Origin of the sequence: Nocardia sp. NPDC051990, assembly GCF_040680755.1 — a bacterium.
Lineage (GTDB): Bacteria > Actinomycetota > Actinomycetes > Mycobacteriales > Mycobacteriaceae > Nocardia.
In genome coordinates this window covers 53888-69403 of the sequence record NZ_JBFAXH010000010.1, presented here as the reverse complement: position 1 = coordinate 69403, position 15516 = coordinate 53888, and the positions used below count along the sequence as shown (strand labels likewise).

The 15516-nt window shown below is 67.1% G+C and carries 14 protein-coding genes; 3 read left to right on the top strand and 11 right to left on the bottom strand.

The features are described 5' to 3' along the window. Positions 1-18: 18 nt before the first annotated feature. Together fetB and AB0L63_RS19875 are read right to left on the bottom strand one after the other, a co-directional pair. Positions 19-795 (bottom strand): iron export ABC transporter permease subunit FetB, encoded by a 777-nt coding sequence (gene fetB, locus AB0L63_RS19880; protein WP_364502663.1) that lies wholly within the window; start codon positions 793-795, stop codon positions 19-21. After that, complete coding sequence (locus AB0L63_RS19875) at positions 792-1439, bottom strand: ABC transporter ATP-binding protein (RefSeq protein WP_364502660.1); 648 nt, start codon at positions 1437-1439, stop codon at positions 792-794. The genes fetB and AB0L63_RS19875 overlap by 4 nt, the downstream gene beginning before the upstream one ends. Before the next feature lie 335 nt (positions 1440-1774). Here AB0L63_RS19875 and AB0L63_RS19870 point away from each other — a divergent pair, with 335 nt between their 5' ends. Continuing rightward, positions 1775-2140 carry a sigma factor-like helix-turn-helix DNA-binding protein gene (locus AB0L63_RS19870; RefSeq protein ID WP_364502658.1) on the top strand — a complete coding sequence of 122 codons (366 nt, stop codon included), beginning with the start codon at positions 1775-1777 and terminating at the stop codon, positions 2138-2140. Further along, positions 2127-2300: a hypothetical protein gene (locus AB0L63_RS19865; protein WP_364502655.1), complete on the top strand. Its 174-nt coding sequence runs from the start codon at positions 2127-2129 to the stop codon at positions 2298-2300. The genes AB0L63_RS19870 and AB0L63_RS19865 overlap by 14 nt, the downstream gene beginning before the upstream one ends. A 138-nt stretch (positions 2301-2438) precedes the next feature. On the opposite strand, the gene AB0L63_RS19860 is transcribed toward AB0L63_RS19865, so the two are convergent. After that, complete coding sequence (locus AB0L63_RS19860) at positions 2439-3554, bottom strand: pyridoxal phosphate-dependent aminotransferase (protein WP_364502653.1); 1116 nt, start codon at positions 3552-3554, stop codon at positions 2439-2441. A gap of 163 nt (positions 3555-3717) precedes the next feature. On the opposite strand from AB0L63_RS19860, the gene AB0L63_RS19855 reads away from it, so the two are divergent. Continuing rightward, complete coding sequence (locus tag AB0L63_RS19855; protein WP_364502650.1) at positions 3718-4476, top strand: GntR family transcriptional regulator; 759 nt, start codon at positions 3718-3720, stop codon at positions 4474-4476. 288 nt (positions 4477-4764) lie between these two features. Here AB0L63_RS19855 and AB0L63_RS19850 read toward each other — a convergent pair whose 3' ends face one another. From AB0L63_RS19850 to AB0L63_RS19815, 8 genes are all read right to left on the bottom strand, one after another. Then, positions 4765-6276, bottom strand: coding sequence for a CoA-acylating methylmalonate-semialdehyde dehydrogenase (locus AB0L63_RS19850; protein ID WP_364502647.1), 1512 nt, complete (start codon positions 6274-6276; stop codon positions 4765-4767). Positions 6277-6370: 94 nt separating this feature from the next. Beyond that, positions 6371-7165 carry an SDR family NAD(P)-dependent oxidoreductase gene (locus tag AB0L63_RS19845; RefSeq protein ID WP_364502644.1) on the bottom strand — a complete coding sequence of 265 codons (795 nt, stop codon included), beginning with the start codon at positions 7163-7165 and terminating at the stop codon, positions 6371-6373. After that, positions 7162-8346, bottom strand: coding sequence for a glycine C-acetyltransferase (locus AB0L63_RS19840; protein ID WP_364502641.1), 1185 nt, complete (start codon positions 8344-8346; stop codon positions 7162-7164). The genes AB0L63_RS19845 and AB0L63_RS19840 overlap by 4 nt, the downstream gene beginning before the upstream one ends. Before the next feature lie 166 nt (positions 8347-8512). After that, the gene (locus tag AB0L63_RS19835) at positions 8513-9214 is read right to left on the bottom strand and encodes a hypothetical protein (RefSeq protein ID WP_364502638.1); all 702 of its coding nucleotides are present in this window, start codon (positions 9212-9214) and stop codon (positions 8513-8515) included. Positions 9215-9405: 191 nt separating this feature from the next. Continuing rightward, complete coding sequence (locus AB0L63_RS19830; RefSeq protein ID WP_364502636.1) at positions 9406-10131, bottom strand: isochorismatase family cysteine hydrolase; 726 nt, start codon at positions 10129-10131, stop codon at positions 9406-9408. Further along, the gene (locus AB0L63_RS19825; RefSeq protein WP_364502633.1) at positions 10128-11456 is read right to left on the bottom strand and encodes an MFS transporter; all 1329 of its coding nucleotides are present in this window, start codon (positions 11454-11456) and stop codon (positions 10128-10130) included. The genes AB0L63_RS19830 and AB0L63_RS19825 overlap by 4 nt, the downstream gene beginning before the upstream one ends. A 41-nt stretch (positions 11457-11497) precedes the next feature. Then, positions 11498-13213 (bottom strand): hydantoinase B/oxoprolinase family protein, encoded by a 1716-nt coding sequence (locus tag AB0L63_RS19820; protein WP_364502630.1) that lies wholly within the window; start codon positions 13211-13213, stop codon positions 11498-11500. Continuing rightward, entirely contained in the window at positions 13210-15288 is a 2079-nt protein-coding gene (locus tag AB0L63_RS19815; RefSeq protein WP_364502627.1) for a hydantoinase/oxoprolinase family protein, read from the bottom strand. The genes AB0L63_RS19820 and AB0L63_RS19815 overlap by 4 nt, the downstream gene beginning before the upstream one ends. Between the last annotated feature and the right edge of the window lie 228 nt (positions 15289-15516).

The following is a 15516-nucleotide window of genomic DNA, read 5'->3' as shown; positions in this document are numbered from 1 at the left end:
GGGGTGGTCGCAACAACGTCAGCGGGGCAGCGGCACCAGCCGCTGGGCATCATCGAACAGATAGGACTCGGCGACACGTGCCGCGGTGAACGCGGCCAGCGCGGTGGCCGCGAGCAACATGTACATGACCACGATCTGATAGCGAATCGCGGTGAGGGGATCGACACCGGCCAGGATGAGACCGGTCATGGCTCCGGGCAGACTGATCAGACCGACGACCTTCGTCGCGTCGATCGTCGGAATCAGCGCGGTCCGCAGTGCGGACCTGCGGTGCGGTAGGAAGGCCGCACGCGCCGAAAGACCCAGGCACAGGCGGGCTTCGATGGCGGGACGCGCATTGCGGGCGTCCTCGCGCAGTCGGCGCAGTGCGATACCGGTGGCCTGCATGGCGGCGGAAACGATCATGCCGCCGACCGGGACGACCACGCGGGCCTGCGTGGAGATCACATCGAGCAGAATGAGTGCGCCGAGCGTGATGGCCGATCCGGTGCCGACCCCGATGGTCGCGGCGCGCCGCGACCGCGGCACCCCCTGTCCCCGTCGGCCCGCTACCTGCCCGGCGACCAATACCATCAGGACAACCCAGGCGAGTGCGCCCGGTAATCCGGTGTGCTGGAACAGGATCAGCAGAATGGCGCCCACCGCCACCAATTGTGCGGCGGCGCGGGTTGCGGCGATGAGCAGCTCGCGGGTCAGATGCAGTCGCTGACGGTAGGCGATCGCGGCGGCCAGTGCGACGAATACCACCGAGGCCGCGACACCCGGCCAGCCGGGAATGGAAAGCTGTTCTGTCACTGAGGTTTCCGTTCAGTACCGGGGGATAGATGCCCGTGTTGCAGTGTCCGGATGTCGTCGGCCACATCGGTCACGAAGGCGGTGTCGTGGCTGACCAGGACGACACCGCCGCCGGTCGCGGTGTGGTCGCGAATCAGAGTTGCCACCGCGACAGCGGATTCCGCGTCCAGCGCGGAGGTCGGTTCGTCGAGCAACAGCACCTCGGGTTCCACGGCGAGCGCCCGCGCCAGACACACCCGCTGCGCTTGACCACCGGACAGTTCGAGACAGCGCCGATCACGGAAGTCCGGCAGGCCGACGCGGGCGAGCACCGTATCGATGCGATCGGCTGCGAGATCGGTACGGCCGACGCGGATCTCGTCGCCGACGATTTCGGTGAGCAGCGTCGGTCGCTGTGGTACCAGTCCGACGCGGCGGCGCAGATCCGGCACGGGTAACCGGGCTATCGGGACATCATCGAGCAGGACCGTACCGCCGCTCGGTTCGTCGAGGCGGTTGAGCAGCCGCAACAGCGTGGTTTTGCCGGTGCCACTCGGCCCGACGACCGCAGTGCACCGACCTCCCGGAAACGTCACGGAGATGTCGGTGAGGATCGGCGTTTCGCCGTGGGTCACGCTGACCCGATCCAGACTGATGTTCGGCACCATCCCACCATTCCCTACCTGTGGAAGTCTTTCCTGGCGGGGCCCGAAAACCGCGCGAGTAGACGCGGCCAGCGCCTATGGCCAACTTTGGGGCGATGTCGCTCAGTACCCACGAGGTCGATCTGTTCGAGAGCACCAGGGGCCGTTTGGAGGCGATCGCCTACCGATTGCTGGGGTCGGCCGGTGATGCCGAGGACGCGGTGTAGGAGGCGTTTCTGCGCTGGCAGTCCGCCGACCGGGACCATGTCGAGACGCCCGAGGCATGGCTGCCCAAGGCGCTCACCAACCTGTGCCTCAACCAGCTCACCTCGGCGCGGGCCAGACACGAGACGTATGTGGGTCAGTGGCTGCCCGAACCGGTGTTCGCCGGGGACCGGATGCTCGGCCCGGTCGATACCGTCGAGCAACGTGAATCGGTCTCGATCGCGATGCTCACGCTGATGGAGCGGCTCTCGGCCAAGGAGCGCGTGGTGTACGTGCTGCGTGCGGCATTCGGATACGCGCACAACGAGATCGCCGACATGCTCGATATCACCGAGTCGAACTGCCAGCAGATCTATCGCCGCGCCAAACAGCATCTGGCCATCGACCGGGTTCGGGTGCCGATCGAGGAGGCCGCCGCTCGCAGGATCGTCGAGGAGTTTCCTCGCCGCGGCGGTCAGTGGCCGGACCGAGACGCTGATCGGCATGCTGACCGATGACGCGATCAGCATCGGCGACGGCGGCGCCTTCCTGCGGACCCTCAACAAGTACTGGCGTCGCACCCTGGCGGCACCCATAATCAGCGACCGGCGGGCATCGGCCTGGATTCGGCGAAATGGGTTGCGCGGCTACGTTATACGAACACCGGCGATATGTTGATCGCAATGAACACGGACAACGAGTCGTGCCTGCTCGCGCCGTGCTCACCGAGTCGGACTGAACCCGGTCGCGCACTCGGTGCAGGTCCCGTCAACGTGGACCGGGCACCGGGAGCGGCGGCGTTCATGGGCCGACTTCCTAGCGCTCTCGGCAGGCTTGTTCGAGGCCGCGGATCAGCTCGCGGAGTAGCTCGTCGTCCGCACCGAATGTGAGGCGGACATGGGTGTCGGGGGCGTGCATGTCGCCGCCGCGGACCGTCGCGATGCCATGGCGCAGCAGCACGCGGTCGATATCGTCCGGCGTGTCGCCGAGGCGGGAGCAGTCGACGAGCAGGAAGGCGCCGCACCCGGGTCGCACGGGCTCGGGGAGGCCGATCGCGGCGATACCGTCGCAGACCAGGTCGCGCTTCGCCTGGTATGTGGAAAGCGCCCGGTCCAGCCAGTCGCGAGGCCCGGTGAGGGTGGCGACCGCGGCCCGCTGCGAAGTCACTCCGCAGCACACCGCCTCCCATTGGAAGCGACGCTCGAGCGCGTCGATGATCGGCGACGGAGCCAGGACGTAGCCGACCCGCCAACTCGCGAGCGCATAGTACTTGCTGAGGCTGGTGACGGTCACGATGTGCGGCCAGCGATCGGCGAGTGCCTCCACCGGCTGGTGCCGACGACCGTCGAACGTGAAGTGCTGCCACGAATCGTCGGAAATGACGAGGAGCCCGTGGCGCGCCGCGATGTCGACCACGGCCGCAATGGTCGCGGCGTCGGGGAGGTAGCCCGTCGGATTGTTCGGATTACACAAGAGCACAGCCCGGCTGCGGGGCGTGACGGCGGCCTCCAGTCCGGCGAGGTCGAGTGCCCATCCATCGCTCTCGCGGGACGGGACGTAGGCAGGCGTCGCGCCGGCCTCGCGGATTGCCCCGTCGAAGAAGAAGGTGGGAGTCGGCACGATCACCTCGTCGCCCGGAGCGAGCACCGTGCGCATCACGAGGGAGAGGCCTTGCATCGCTCCGTGGGTGATCAGCAGGCGACGCTCGGGGTCGATGTGCAGGCCGTGCTCGCGCTCCAGCTCGGCGGCGATCGCGGCCCGGAGTTCGGGGAGGCCGCGGGTGTCACGGGGGTCGGGCTGGTCCATCGCTTGCACGACCGCCTGTCGCACGTGGTCCGGCATGGGAAGAATGGGTGCTCCGATGAGCGGGAGAACCCGCACGCCGTCGTGCGCGGCCCGCGCCGCGCGGTCATTCGTGCTCATCGCGCCCATTACCGGGAGATCGCTCGCTACAGGGAGATGCCAGGAATCCGAGGTGCTTTGCCGCATAGGACCAACTTATCATTGAGATATCAATTTTGTCTTTAGATATCTTTAGTCTCCAACCAATCGGGGTCGCTGCTATATCAATATTTCGTAGTAGTACGCTAACGAGGTGCGCGATATCTATCCCGTGATCGTGGGAACGCCTCATATCCCCGCGTTGCTGCTGGTCGGCAAGGAAGAGACCGGCCTCGACCGCACCGGCGAGGCATACCGGGCAATCAGGCGCCAGATCATCGACCTGACGTTGCCGCCGGGCAGCCGCTTCACCGAGACGTCGCTCGCGCAGCAATGGCACATCAGCAAGACGCCGGTGCGCGAGGCGCTCGCGCGGTTGCGGCGCGACGGGCTCGTGACTGCGCTGCCACGCGCGGGCTATGTCGTCAGCCCCGTCACACTCCAGGACACCGACGATCTCTGCGCTTTGCGGTCGCTGCTATCCAGCGAGGCTGCCGCCGCCGCGGCGCGCCTGGGCGTCGCAGCGCCGGCGCTCGAACGGCTCGAAGTGCTGTCCAAGGTGCCCTTCGCGCTCGCGGCGGGCGAAGCGGAACTGGAGGAGTCGCTGCAGGCTGGGATCGAGTTCGAGGGCATCATCGCCAACTTCAGCGGGAACAACCGTCTCGGCAAGGCGATCGTCGATGTGCTCGACGAGCTGGAGCGGGTCTTGCGGATGGCCTCGTTGATCGCTCCCGACATCGCGAGCCCGCCCGGCGAACTGGAAGCCATCTTCGAGCGACTGCGCGCGCAGGATCCGGATGGCGCCCACGCCGCGATGCGTAATCGATGCGAGCGCGTGCGTCGCGACGTGCTTCAGGTTCTGGCGAAGAGTACGTCCGTGAGCAGGGCGAACATCGAGCTGCCATCGCGCTAGGGCCGTGACCGGAAGGCATATTCTCGCCACCCGGTTATCGGTCCGCGAGCGCGGCGTCGACGATCGTCTCGAGGTACAGAAAGCCCCGCCGATGGGTCGGCGGGGCCTCGAGTCACGGCGGGCGTGGGCGGGCCCGAGTGCGTCTTGGGCGGTGGGTTCGCACGGGCTGAGGCGCCGGTAGCCAGCGATGGCGGCGGTCACCGCCGCGCCGAGCCAGGAATCGCGTCAGCACAACGACGACCAGCCCCCGGTCCGGCGCGAAGCCGATCCGGGGGTGCGGTGATCCGGTCAGATGGCCGTCGGGAAGTGGAGGTTGCCGCGGTGCTTGCCTGCCTTCGCTTCCTCGGGCCAGCGGGTGGTGACGGCCTTCGCGTGCGTGTAGAACGCGACGCCCTCTGGACCGTGGATGTGGTGCGCGCCGAACAGTGACTGCTTCCACCCGCCGAACGAGTAGAACGCCATGGGCACCGGGACCGGGACGTTGACGCCGATCATCCCGACCTGCACGGAGCGCTGGAAGCGCCGGGCCGCCTGGCCACTGGCGGTGAAGATCGCCGTACCGTTGGCCCAATTGTTGTTGTTGATGAGGTCGATCGCCTCCTCGAGCGAGTTGACGCGCACGACGACGAGCACGGGGCCGAAGATCTCGTCGCGGTACAGGTCCATCTCGGGTGTCACGCGGTCGAACAATGTCGGGCCGACGAAGAAGCCATCGCCCTGAACGTCGACCTCGCGCCCGTCGACCACAAGGTCGGCGCCCGCGTCGATACCGGAGCTGATGTAGCCCCTGATCCGCTCGAGCGCCTCCGGCGACACGACCGGGCCCATCTCGGACGCGGCTTCGAGTCCTGGCCCGACCTTGATCGCCCGCGCCTTCTCGCGCATGAGCTCGACGAGCGGCTCGGCCACGTCGCCGACCGCGACGGCGACCGAGATCGCCATACAACGCTGGCCCGCCGAGCCGTACCCGCCCGCGATCAGATGCTCGGCCGCGAAGTCGAGGTCGGCATCGGGCAACACGACGGCATGGTTCTTGGCACCGCCGAGCGCCTGCACGCGCTTGCCGCTCGCAGTCGCCCGTTCGTGTACGTACCGCGCGATCGGCGTCGAGCCGACGAACGACACCGCCGCGATGTCGGGGTGGTCGAGGATCGCGTCGACCGCAACCTTGTCACCGTGGACGACGTTGAAGACGCCGTCCGGCAGGCCGGCTTCGGCGTAGAGCTCGGCGACGAAGTTGGACGACGACGGGGCGCGTTCCGAGGGTTTGAGCACGAACGTGTTGCCGGTCGCGATCGCGATCGGGTGCATCCACATCGGGACCATCGCAGGGAAGTTGAACGGCGCGATCCCGGCGCAGACGCCGAGTGGCTGGCGAAACGAGAAGAGGTCGACATCGGTCGAGACCTGGTCGGAGTACTCGCCCTTGAGCAGCTGCGGGATCCCACAGGCGAAGTCGATCACCTCCAAGCCGCGAATGAGCTCGCCTCTGGCGTCGTCGAGGACTTTGCCGTGCTCGATGGAGACGATCCGGGCGAGGTCGTCGAGGTGTTTCTCGACGAGGTTGCGGAAGGCGAACATCAACCGCGACCGGCGCATGACGGAAGTGTCCGCCCAGCCGGGCAGGGCGGCGCGCGCCGCTTGCACCGCGGTGTCGACGTCGGCGGGCTCTGCCAGCAGCACGTTGGCCTGGCGCTCGCCGGTTGCGGGGTTCCATACCGGGGCGGTGCGGTTCGACTGGCCCGCGGTCTCGCGGCCATCGATCCGATGCTGGACTGTTCTGACTATCCCTGTGCTCATAGAAGAGCTCACCTTTCTCGTCGGGGTGCTCGGTAGGGGTGGTGGCTGTGTTTCGCGTGCTCGTAGTCGCAACTCTGATCGGCGTGCTGTTTTCTCAGACGATGAGGTCACCGCCGTTGATGTCGATGGCCGCACCCGTGATGTACGCCGCGCGGTCGGAGGCGAGGAACGCGACCAGCTCAGCGACCTCCCAGGGGTGCCCGACACGGGGCACCGGGAACGACCGAGTGACGCCTTCGAGCGCCTCTTCCGGTAGCAGGGTGCGGGCCATCGGTGTGTCGATCAGGCCTGGGCAGACGGCGTTCACCGTGACTCCATCGGCTCCGTAGCTCTTCGCCAGGTGCCGGGTGAGCCCGAGGACACCGTGCTTGGCCGTCGTGTAGTGCGCGCCCCCAGCAGTGCTGACGGTTTTGCCGGCAGTAGAGGAGAAGTTGACGATCCTTCCCCAGCGACCGCTGCGCATCGCGGGAAGTGCTTGCTGGCAGCACAGGAACGTCCCGTGCACGCTGACGGCGAGCACGCGGTTCCACTCGGCCTCGGTGATGTCCTCGAATGCGGTCGGCGGTGCGATGCCTGCGGCGTTGACCAGGATGTCGAGCCGCGATCGCTCCGCCAGCAACGTGGCGAACGCGTGGCGTACCTGGTCGCTGTCAGTGATATCCACTGCGGCCGACTGGACGCGATCGGCCGCTACCTCCAGCATCGACGCCAGCTCGGCGCGGCTGGGCGCGGCCAGATCGAATACGGCAACGGTCGCACCGCGGCGGGCCAGGGCGTGTGCGGTCGCCAGGCCCATTCCGCTCGCGCCGCCGGTCACAACCGCGACCCGGCCCTCGAGCTCGCGACTGTCCGCGCTGACGGGCGCGCGGAACCCCTCGCCGGCAGTCATGAGCCGACCAGGACTGCGCGTGCCCGACCGAACGCGGCTGCCGCGAGTTTTAGCTGATCTGCCGTGTGCGACGCCGAGACCTGCACCCGGATCCGTTCCTCGCCGACCGGGACCACGGGATGCGCCAGCGCGAAGACGAGGACACCCTCGCGGCGCAGCGCCGCAGCCACGTCACGGGCCAGTGAGCCGCCCCGCAGCATTACGGGGATGATCGGGTGCTCCCCCGGCAGCACGTCGTAGCCGAGATCACCCAATGTCCCACGGAGCCAGGCGGTGTTGGCGGCCAGGCGCTCTCGCAGCTCGGGGCGACCCTGCGCGATCCGGATCGCCGCCAGCGCCCCAACGGCCAGCGGAGGGGCCATCGCGTTGGTGAAGATGTACGGACGCGAGGCCTGCCGCAGCGTCTCCACGATCGCACGATCACCGGCGACGAAACCCCCGGCCCCGGCGCCGAGCGCTTTGCCGAGCGTCCCCGTCAGCACGTCGACACTGCCCTCCAGCCCGAAGTGCTCGGCCGTGCCCGCGCCGGTCGCGCCCAGCACACCTGTGGCGTGTGAGTCATCGACCATCAGCACCGCGTCGTAGCGCTGCGCCAGCTCGGAGAGCTGGGACAGCGCGGCGATGTCGCCGTCCATGCTGAAGACGCCGTCGGTAACGATGAGCCGGTGGCGTGCGTCTGCGCACTCGGCGAGCTGGCGCTCGAGCTCGTCGAGGTCGGCGTGCGCGAAGACGCGCCGTCGGGCCGACGCCAGCCGGATGCCGTCGATCAGGCTGGCATGGTTGAGTCTGTCGCTGAGAACTACGTCGTCCGGGCCGAGCAGGGCGTCGAAGACGCCGAGGTTCGCATCGAAACACGAGCTATAGAGCAGGGCGTCGTCGGCTCCGACCAGCTCGGCGATGCCCGCCTCGAGCTGGCCGTGGATCTCCCGTGTGCCACCGAGCACGCGTCCAGCCGTGAGCCCGAGCCCCATCTCGCGCAGCGCCCGCTGTGCCGCATCGAGGACCTCGGGGTCCCCGGCGAGCCCGAGATAGTCGTTGGAGCCGAGGTTCACGAGCGTCTCGCCGCTCACGCCGACCGTTGGCCCTTGGGCTCCCGAGACTACGAGATCGCTGCGCAGCCCCGTGCCCATTCGGCGTTCGTCGAGCTCTGTGCGGAGCCGATGCAACAAAGTGGCGTTCATGCTTCCTGTCCTCGTGTTGTCCAGATGATCGCGCATGTCATCAAGACAAGCTTGTCATATCAATTGTTCTGTCTGATATCTCAGAGCGGAATGGTCTCGCCCGGACGGAAGGGGAGTACGGGCGAGACCACTTGTTGCCCACGAGTTCCCGTGGGCCCTACTGCACCTACTTGGCCTGGGGGAACGGCTGGTTGATGGTGGTGAAGTATTGGACCGCCGCCATGACCGCGACCGGGGCGGTGACCAGCAACTGTCCGGCCAGGGTGCCCAGCGCGCCGACGGCGATGATGCCGCCGATGCAGCCGACAGCGGCGGCGGGAAGGAACGGGCCGAACAGCCCGATGATCGTCGCGGAAGCCACCGTCGCGCCTGCGATTCCGCCGATCACACAGCCGACAGCGCCGCCGGCCAAGCCGCCGATAAGAGTGCCGATCGTGGCGCCCGCGCTGATGGTGCTGGTCATGCGGTTCCAGGCCGCGACTTCACGGTCATAGGGGGTCTTGAACGGTGCCTGATCCTCGAATGGCAGCGCCACCGGCTGATAGGTGGCATGCGCGAGATCGAACTGGGGAGTCAGGACCGCGGTGCGATCGTGGATGTCGGCCGCGATCGGAAACAGGAAATCATCGACACGGAACGACAGCTCCGCGCCGGCGAGTACGGTCCCGTCGGCTGCTTTTATCTTGAATACACCGTTGTCGTTCACCAGAGAGCCCGCGTCGCTGTTGACGATTGTCGACGTCGGCGTACTGGTAGCGGTGTAGTTGACGACCCCGGCAGCGTCGGCGGGATCGGCAACTGAGACGCCGGCCGATAGCGATACCGCAGCTGTGGCCAATACCGCGCAGGTAGCAATTTTGCTGAGCATTGTTCTTGACTTTCTTGCGTGTTCTTTGTTCAGGGAAATATCGACTACTTTTGGGAATGGCGGACCATAACCGGTATTCGATACAGCAGGTGGAATCAATTTGCGCAGGGCTTCCCACCCCTCGGAATTAGAGCGTCCGCTTCTGTGTAGTCGGAATGGTCAGGGCTGTCCGCATGGTGCGAATACGCGGGTCATCGTTTTTCGCCATGCCATCCAGCGCAGTCCACGACTTCGAATCCCCGGCTGGGAAAGACGGTGTTCATGAAGAAGTCGTGCATCGCCTGATCACTGTCGGCACAACCATCACGTAGCACGGTCACTTGGTAACCACGGTCGGACGCGTCGTAGCACGTCGCTGCCACCATTGCGCCGGTCGCGACTCCGGCGATCGCGAGGGTGTCGACGCCGCGGGCACGCAGCACCAGGTCGAGATCAGTGCCGGCGAATGCACTGGCGCGGCGTTTCAGCACGACGACGTCCTCGTGGGTGACCGGCAGGTCGATCTCGGTTCCGGCCGACCCCTCGTGAAAGTTGTCCCCGGCATCGTGGAACGACCGGTACAACGCGTTGCCCGGCGGCAGATCGGCCCCATTGGCCCGGAAGGCGATGTGCACGAACACAACCAGCACACCGGCCGCGCGGGCACGCGGGAGCAGTTCGGTGAGCGGTGGCACGACCTGCCTGGCGAACGCATAGTTGCTGGTGATGCCCCGCTGGATATCGCCGATGATCAGTGCGGTGTTCCGGACAGGATCGGTGTCGCCGGGCTGCGGATCGCCGAGCGCGACCGCACCCCAGCCGAGTCCGGTGACTCCTGCCACGGCAGCGGCCCCACCGAACACGTCTCGGCGAGTGACGCTTCCTTGGCGGGCGGACTCGCCCACCGTGCCCGGGGTTTCGTGGGGTGAGGTGGTCATGACAGGTTCCCATCCAGCCGCTCCATCCGGCGCCCGACGGTGAGCAGGACAGTCAGTCCGGCGGCCATGATGATTGCAATCGCCAACAGTGCATAGGTGAAGCTACCGGTCGCGTTCGCGATGAATCCGGTGAAGTACGGGCCGATGAAGCCGCTGAGGTTGCTGACGGAGTTGATGAGACCGATCCCGGAGGCCGCAGCCGCGCCGGTCAGGCCGATCGCCGGTATCCGCCAGAACTGGGGCATCGCAGTGATGATCCCGGCGACACTCATGCAGACCGCGAGGATGAACAGGACACCGCTGTGGGTCAATGTCGCCAGCAGCAGTCCGGTCACTCCGAGGACCATCGGTACGGCGGTAGCCGTGACGGCCGTCCGGCGGGCAGCGAAGCGAGCCCAGCTCAGCATGACGATCCCGGCCACCGCGTACGGGATCGCCGACAGCAGTACGCTGCTGACATCGCCGGCGCTACCGATGCTGTGTGTGATGGACTTGATCATCGTGGGCAGGAAGAACGCCATCGGATAGAGCCCGAACGCGATCGCGAACCACGCCACGGCCATCGCCCACACCCGTCCACTGCGCAACGCCTCGCGCAACCCGGTCAGCGCACCGTGGGCAGCCTGTTCGGCGGCCTCGGCGGCCAGGGTGTTCTCGATGGCGGTCTTCTCCTCATCGGTCAGCCAGCGCGCATCGCGCGGTCGATTGGGCAGGAAAGAGTAGATCAGGATGCCGAGCAGGACCGTCAAGAAGCCCTCGACGAGGAACAACGCCCGCCAGCCCGGGATACCGAGCATTCCCTCACCCCATGCGAGCAGCGCGGCAGCCAAGGGCGAGCCGATGATCGAGGACACCGGGATCATCAGGATGAAGGTTGTCAACGCCCAGGAACGCTGGCGGCGCGGGAACCAGAACGTCAGGTAGAGCAGGATCCCGGCGGCCAGCCCGGCTTCGGCGAACCCGAGTAACATCCGCGCGATGTAGAGCGTGGCCGCCGAGTTCACGGCTGCGGTCGCAGCGGTGACCAGTCCCCACGTGACCATGATCCGGGTGATCCAAGTTCGGGCGCCGAAACGGCTCAGCATCATATTGCTCGGCACCTCGACGAGGACGTAGCCGATAAAGAACAGCCCCGCGGCCAAGCCGAGCTGGCTGCTGTTCAGGTGTAGCTCACGTGACATCGGTGCGGCGATGTAGCCGACGTTGGCACGGTCGATGTAGCTCGCCACATAGGCGAGCCCCACCAGTGGGATGATCCGAATGCCAACCTTGCGCCAAGTGCGGGGCGCAACGGCGTCCTGGGTGGTAGCGACGGTCGAACTCATCGCAGTGTCCAATCTTGAAAGGGATAGATATTTTTGTGGCGTCAGCGCGCCTGGCCGCGCAACCCGGCGGTGGCGCTCGCGTCGATCACACCGTCTTCGGTGATCACGACACCGTAGTCGCGTTCGGCCCCCGCACGGCTTACCTTGCCGTCGAGGACGTCTTCGCGGACCAGTTCAGGGGCACGCTCGAAGGGGCTACCGTGCCCGCCCCCGCCCGCGGTCACATGTCGGTGACGGGTTCCGGCGGTCATCGTGAAGTGCGGTTTGGATTCCAGTACGCGTTCACCGGGCCCACCGGGGTCGAGCACATTGAGCGAGGGCGTCCCTTGTGCACCGCCGGCCAGGCCGTAGGGCAGGAACTTCCGCCGGTCGGATCTGATCTGCACGCTGGCTTGGGGCGACAACAGCGTCATATCCCGGAAGGTCGCCAGGCCACCGCGCCAGCGGCCCGCCCCACCGCTGTCGGGGAGGTAGCCGTAACCGTCGATGCGGATGTGACCGGAACGTTCGAGCTCCTCGATCGGGGTATTGGTCAGATTGGCGCCCAGTGAGCTGATCCCGTCGACGCCATCGCGGTCGGGACGGGCACCCCACGCTCCGGCCAGGGGATCCCACAGCACGACGGACGCCCCGTCGGCTCCGACGACGCCGATCGCGATCCCGTCCGGCCCGCCCTCTCCGGCGGCGGGCACCTGATCGGGGAACACCGGGGCGAGTGCCCCGAGCACCGCATCGATGATCCGGAAGCCCACGAGACCGCGGGCGCCGCGCGCGGAGGGGCGCCGCCCGTTGAGGATCGATGCCTCCGGGATGACGAAGGTGAACGGACGGTAGAACCCACTATTCGCGGGGATGTCCGAAGCGAGGACACCTTGCAGAGCCGCGTAGGCGGCGGAGCGGGTGAACGAGGCCGTGGCGTTCAGTGCGGAGTCGACCTGCGGCGACGAGCCGGTGAAGTCGAGCTCGATTCCGGACTCGGACAGCGTGACCCGCACGCGAATCGGGATCGGCCCGGAGCCGAGGCCGTCGTCGTCGATGTGGTCGGTGAACTCATACGTGCCGGGGACCGCCTCGGCGAGCGCGGCGCGTAGCAGGGTTTCGGAGTAGTCGAGCAGCTCGTCATTGAGCGACGCGAGTCGTTCGACGCCGTGCCGCGCCGCGAGGGCTCGCAGGCCCTCGGCCCCGGTGTGGCAGGCCGCCAGCTGGGACTCCAGGTCACCGCGCAGCAACTCGGGTTCGCGGACGTTGCGCAGGATCAGCTGTAGGAACGTCTCGTTGATCACCCCGGCCTCGGCCAGACGCGACGGCGGGATCTGCACCCCTTCGGCGAAGATGCTCGTCGACTGCACGGCCATGGAGCCGGCCGCCCAGCCACCGACATCGGTGTGGTTGACGACCGTGACCGCGAATCCCACGAGGGTTTCTCCGGCGAACACCGGGGCGACCGCGAAGATGTCGGGCAGGTGCATGCCGCCCCGGGACGGGTCGTTGAGCAGGTAGATGTCTCCTGGCCGGATCCCGTCGCCGAACTCGGCGAGGATTTCCTCCATCGCGTCCGGAACAGAACCCAGATGCACCGGCAAGGTGTTGGCCTGGGCGATCACCCTGCCGTGTGCGTCGCAGAGGGCGGCGGAGAAGTCCATGCTGGACGCGACGAGCTCCGAGTGCGCAGTGCGCACGATCGTGATCGCCATCTCGTCGGCGATCCCGGTGACGGCATTACGGAAGACCTCGAAGGTCACGGCATCGCGAATCATTCGGCACTCCAGGTGATGACGATGTTGTTGAACTGGTCGCGGTGTACTCGGGCGCCGGGTGGGACGAGGGTGGTGGCGTCCATGTCCTCGATGACCATCGGTCCGTCGGCCGGCTCGGTGCCGAGGTCTAACCGACTCACGACGGGCGTGGATACGGTCTCGGCGAACCGGCATTCCCGGGTGGTGGCTTCACGGCCCGCGGCGACGGGGAGGCCCAGCACGTTCGCGATCGATACAGGGGTGGGCAGTCGACCACGTACCCGAAGGTTGACCAGTTCGACCAGCTCGTCCGTGCCGGCTCGGCCGTAGGTGCGCTTGTGCTCGGCATGGAACCGCTCCCACACCTCGGCGAGCAGGTCTTCGGTGAGGTCGCCATCGGGCACCCGGATGCGCAGCTCGAATCGCTGGCCCCGGTAGCGCATGTCCAGCAGCCGATCCATGACGGCGTCGGTCCCCAGCTCTGCGCTCACCGTCGCGGCGAGCCGATCGAACTCCGCGGCCAGCGCGCTCACCTCGGCGAATTCGGGCCGGTATGGGGCGAGTTCGTGGCGTTCGGTGTCGGCGACGAGTAGGCCCAGGCTGCTGAACAGACCTGGGTGTACGGGCACGATGACGGTCGAGATACCCAGCTCGCGAGCCAGCTCGGCAGCGTAGAGCGGACCGGCGCCGCCGAAGGCGACCATCGTGGCCTCGCGTGGGTCACGGCCGCGTTCGCTCGTCACCGCTTTGACCGCGGTCGTCATGTTCGACACCGCCACCTGGTATGTTCCGCGCGCGGTAGCCGGAACATCGGCACCGAGTCGCTCGGCGACCGGCGACAGTGCTTTCACGGCCCGATCGGGGTAAATCGGTACGCGGCCACCGGCGATAGCCTGTGGACTCAGATATCCGAGCGTCACGTTGGCGTCGGTCAGGGTCGGCAACTCACCGCCGAAGCCATAGCAGGCAGGGCCGGGGCTCGCCCCGGCGCTGGCGGGCCCCACATGGAGCGCGCCCGCCGCGTCGACGGAGATGATGCTGCCGCCTCCGGAGCCGACCTCGGCAATGTCGATCGATGGTGCCCGCACCGGATACCCGGCGCCGGAGCTGAGGCCGCGGGCGACGTTCATGCCGCCACCGACCTCGTAGTCGGCCGAGACGAACGGCTCGCCGTGCTCGATCAAGGACGCCTTCGCCGTGGTCCCGCCCATATCGAACGCGACCACGCTGGACAGGCCGATCAACTGTGCCAGCTTCTGCACGGCAGTGACACCGGCTGCCGGACCGGACTCGATGATCTGCACTGGCCGTTGCGCGACCGAGGCCGCATCGAGCAGGCCTCCGCTGGACTGCATGACCAGCAGCGGGGCGCTCACCCGCGCCGCCCGCAACCCGGCTTCCAAACGGGTGAGGTAACCGTGCACCGCCGGCCCGACATAGGCATTGACCGTCGCGGTGCTCGTGCGCTCGAACTCCTGCGGCTGCGGAGAAACATCGACCGACGCCGTGACATAGACATCCGGCAGCTCAGCTCGGAGCAGCTCGGCGACTCGCCGCTCCTCGTCGGGGCGGACGTAGGAGTTGATCAGGCACACGGCCACCGCTTCGATTCCGTCCGCGCGTAGCCGTGCGGCCACAGCGCGAACCTCGTCGTCGCCGGCCGGTGGTTCGAGACGCCCGTCGGCGGTGATCCGCTGGTCGAGTTCGTACCGATTCCGGCGCCGGGCGAGGGGCTCGGGCTTGGTCCACGAGAGGTCATAGAGCACCGGCCGCCGCAGCCGTCCGAGCTCCAGCACGTCGCGGAACCCGCGAGTCGTGACCACCGCCGTGCGAACGCCGGTCATCGACAGGATCGCATTGGTGGCCACGGTCGTGCCGTGCAGCATCGCGGTCACGGCTTCCGGCTCGGCCCCGGCCAGGGAAAGCACCTGGGTGGTCGCCGCCACGACGCCCGCACCATAGTCGGGCGGTGTGGACGGGATCTTCATCGGGACGACTTCTCCGGCCGGGCCCAGGGCGATGATGTCGGTGAATGTGCCGCCGATATCGGCACCGACTCGCCAACCGGCCGGTCGAGGATCGTGACTGGATGCCACTGAGATCTCCTTCACTGCAAGTAAGTGAGATCACAGTAGAAGCTGATTGAGATATCAGCAATAGTTGTTGATGTTTTTTATGGAGTAGTGTGATCCAGCAGAACGGTGGTGGCTACGCAAGACCAGCCGCCACCTGCGCATTCACGGGCCCGCGAATACATCGAGTCCGGTCAGTCGAGACGAAGGCTCCCGTAGCCGGGCGGCGTGATCGGGATCGGGTGGTCGCTG

What these genes read in the sequence shown, in the direction of transcription:
- AB0L63_RS19845 (WP_364502644.1), bottom strand. Translation starts at nt 7,165, where the DNA reads ATGACTGCCGGCGAGGGGTTCCGCGCGCCCGTCAGCGCGGACAGTCGC.
- AB0L63_RS19820 (WP_364502630.1), bottom strand. Translation starts at nt 13,213, where the DNA reads ATGATTCGCGATGCCGTGACCTTCGAGGTCTTCCGTAATGCCGTCACC.
- AB0L63_RS19840 (WP_364502641.1), bottom strand. Translation starts at nt 8,346, where the DNA reads ATGAACGCCACTTTGTTGCATCGGCTCCGCACAGAGCTCGACGAACGC.
- AB0L63_RS19850 (WP_364502647.1), bottom strand. Translation starts at nt 6,276, where the DNA reads ATGAGCACAGGGATAGTCAGAACAGTCCAGCATCGGATCGATGGCCGC.
- AB0L63_RS19835 (WP_364502638.1), bottom strand. Translation starts at nt 9,214, where the DNA reads ATGCTCAGCAAAATTGCTACCTGCGCGGTATTGGCCACAGCTGCGGTA.
- AB0L63_RS19830 (WP_364502636.1), bottom strand. Translation starts at nt 10,131, where the DNA reads ATGACCACCTCACCCCACGAAACCCCGGGCACGGTGGGCGAGTCCGCC.
- AB0L63_RS19825 (WP_364502633.1), bottom strand. Translation starts at nt 11,456, where the DNA reads ATGAGTTCGACCGTCGCTACCACCCAGGACGCCGTTGCGCCCCGCACT.
- AB0L63_RS19865 (WP_364502655.1), top strand. Translation starts at nt 2,127, where the DNA reads ATGCTGACCGATGACGCGATCAGCATCGGCGACGGCGGCGCCTTCCTG.
- AB0L63_RS19860 (WP_364502653.1), bottom strand. Translation starts at nt 3,554, where the DNA reads ATGGGCGCGATGAGCACGAATGACCGCGCGGCGCGGGCCGCGCACGAC.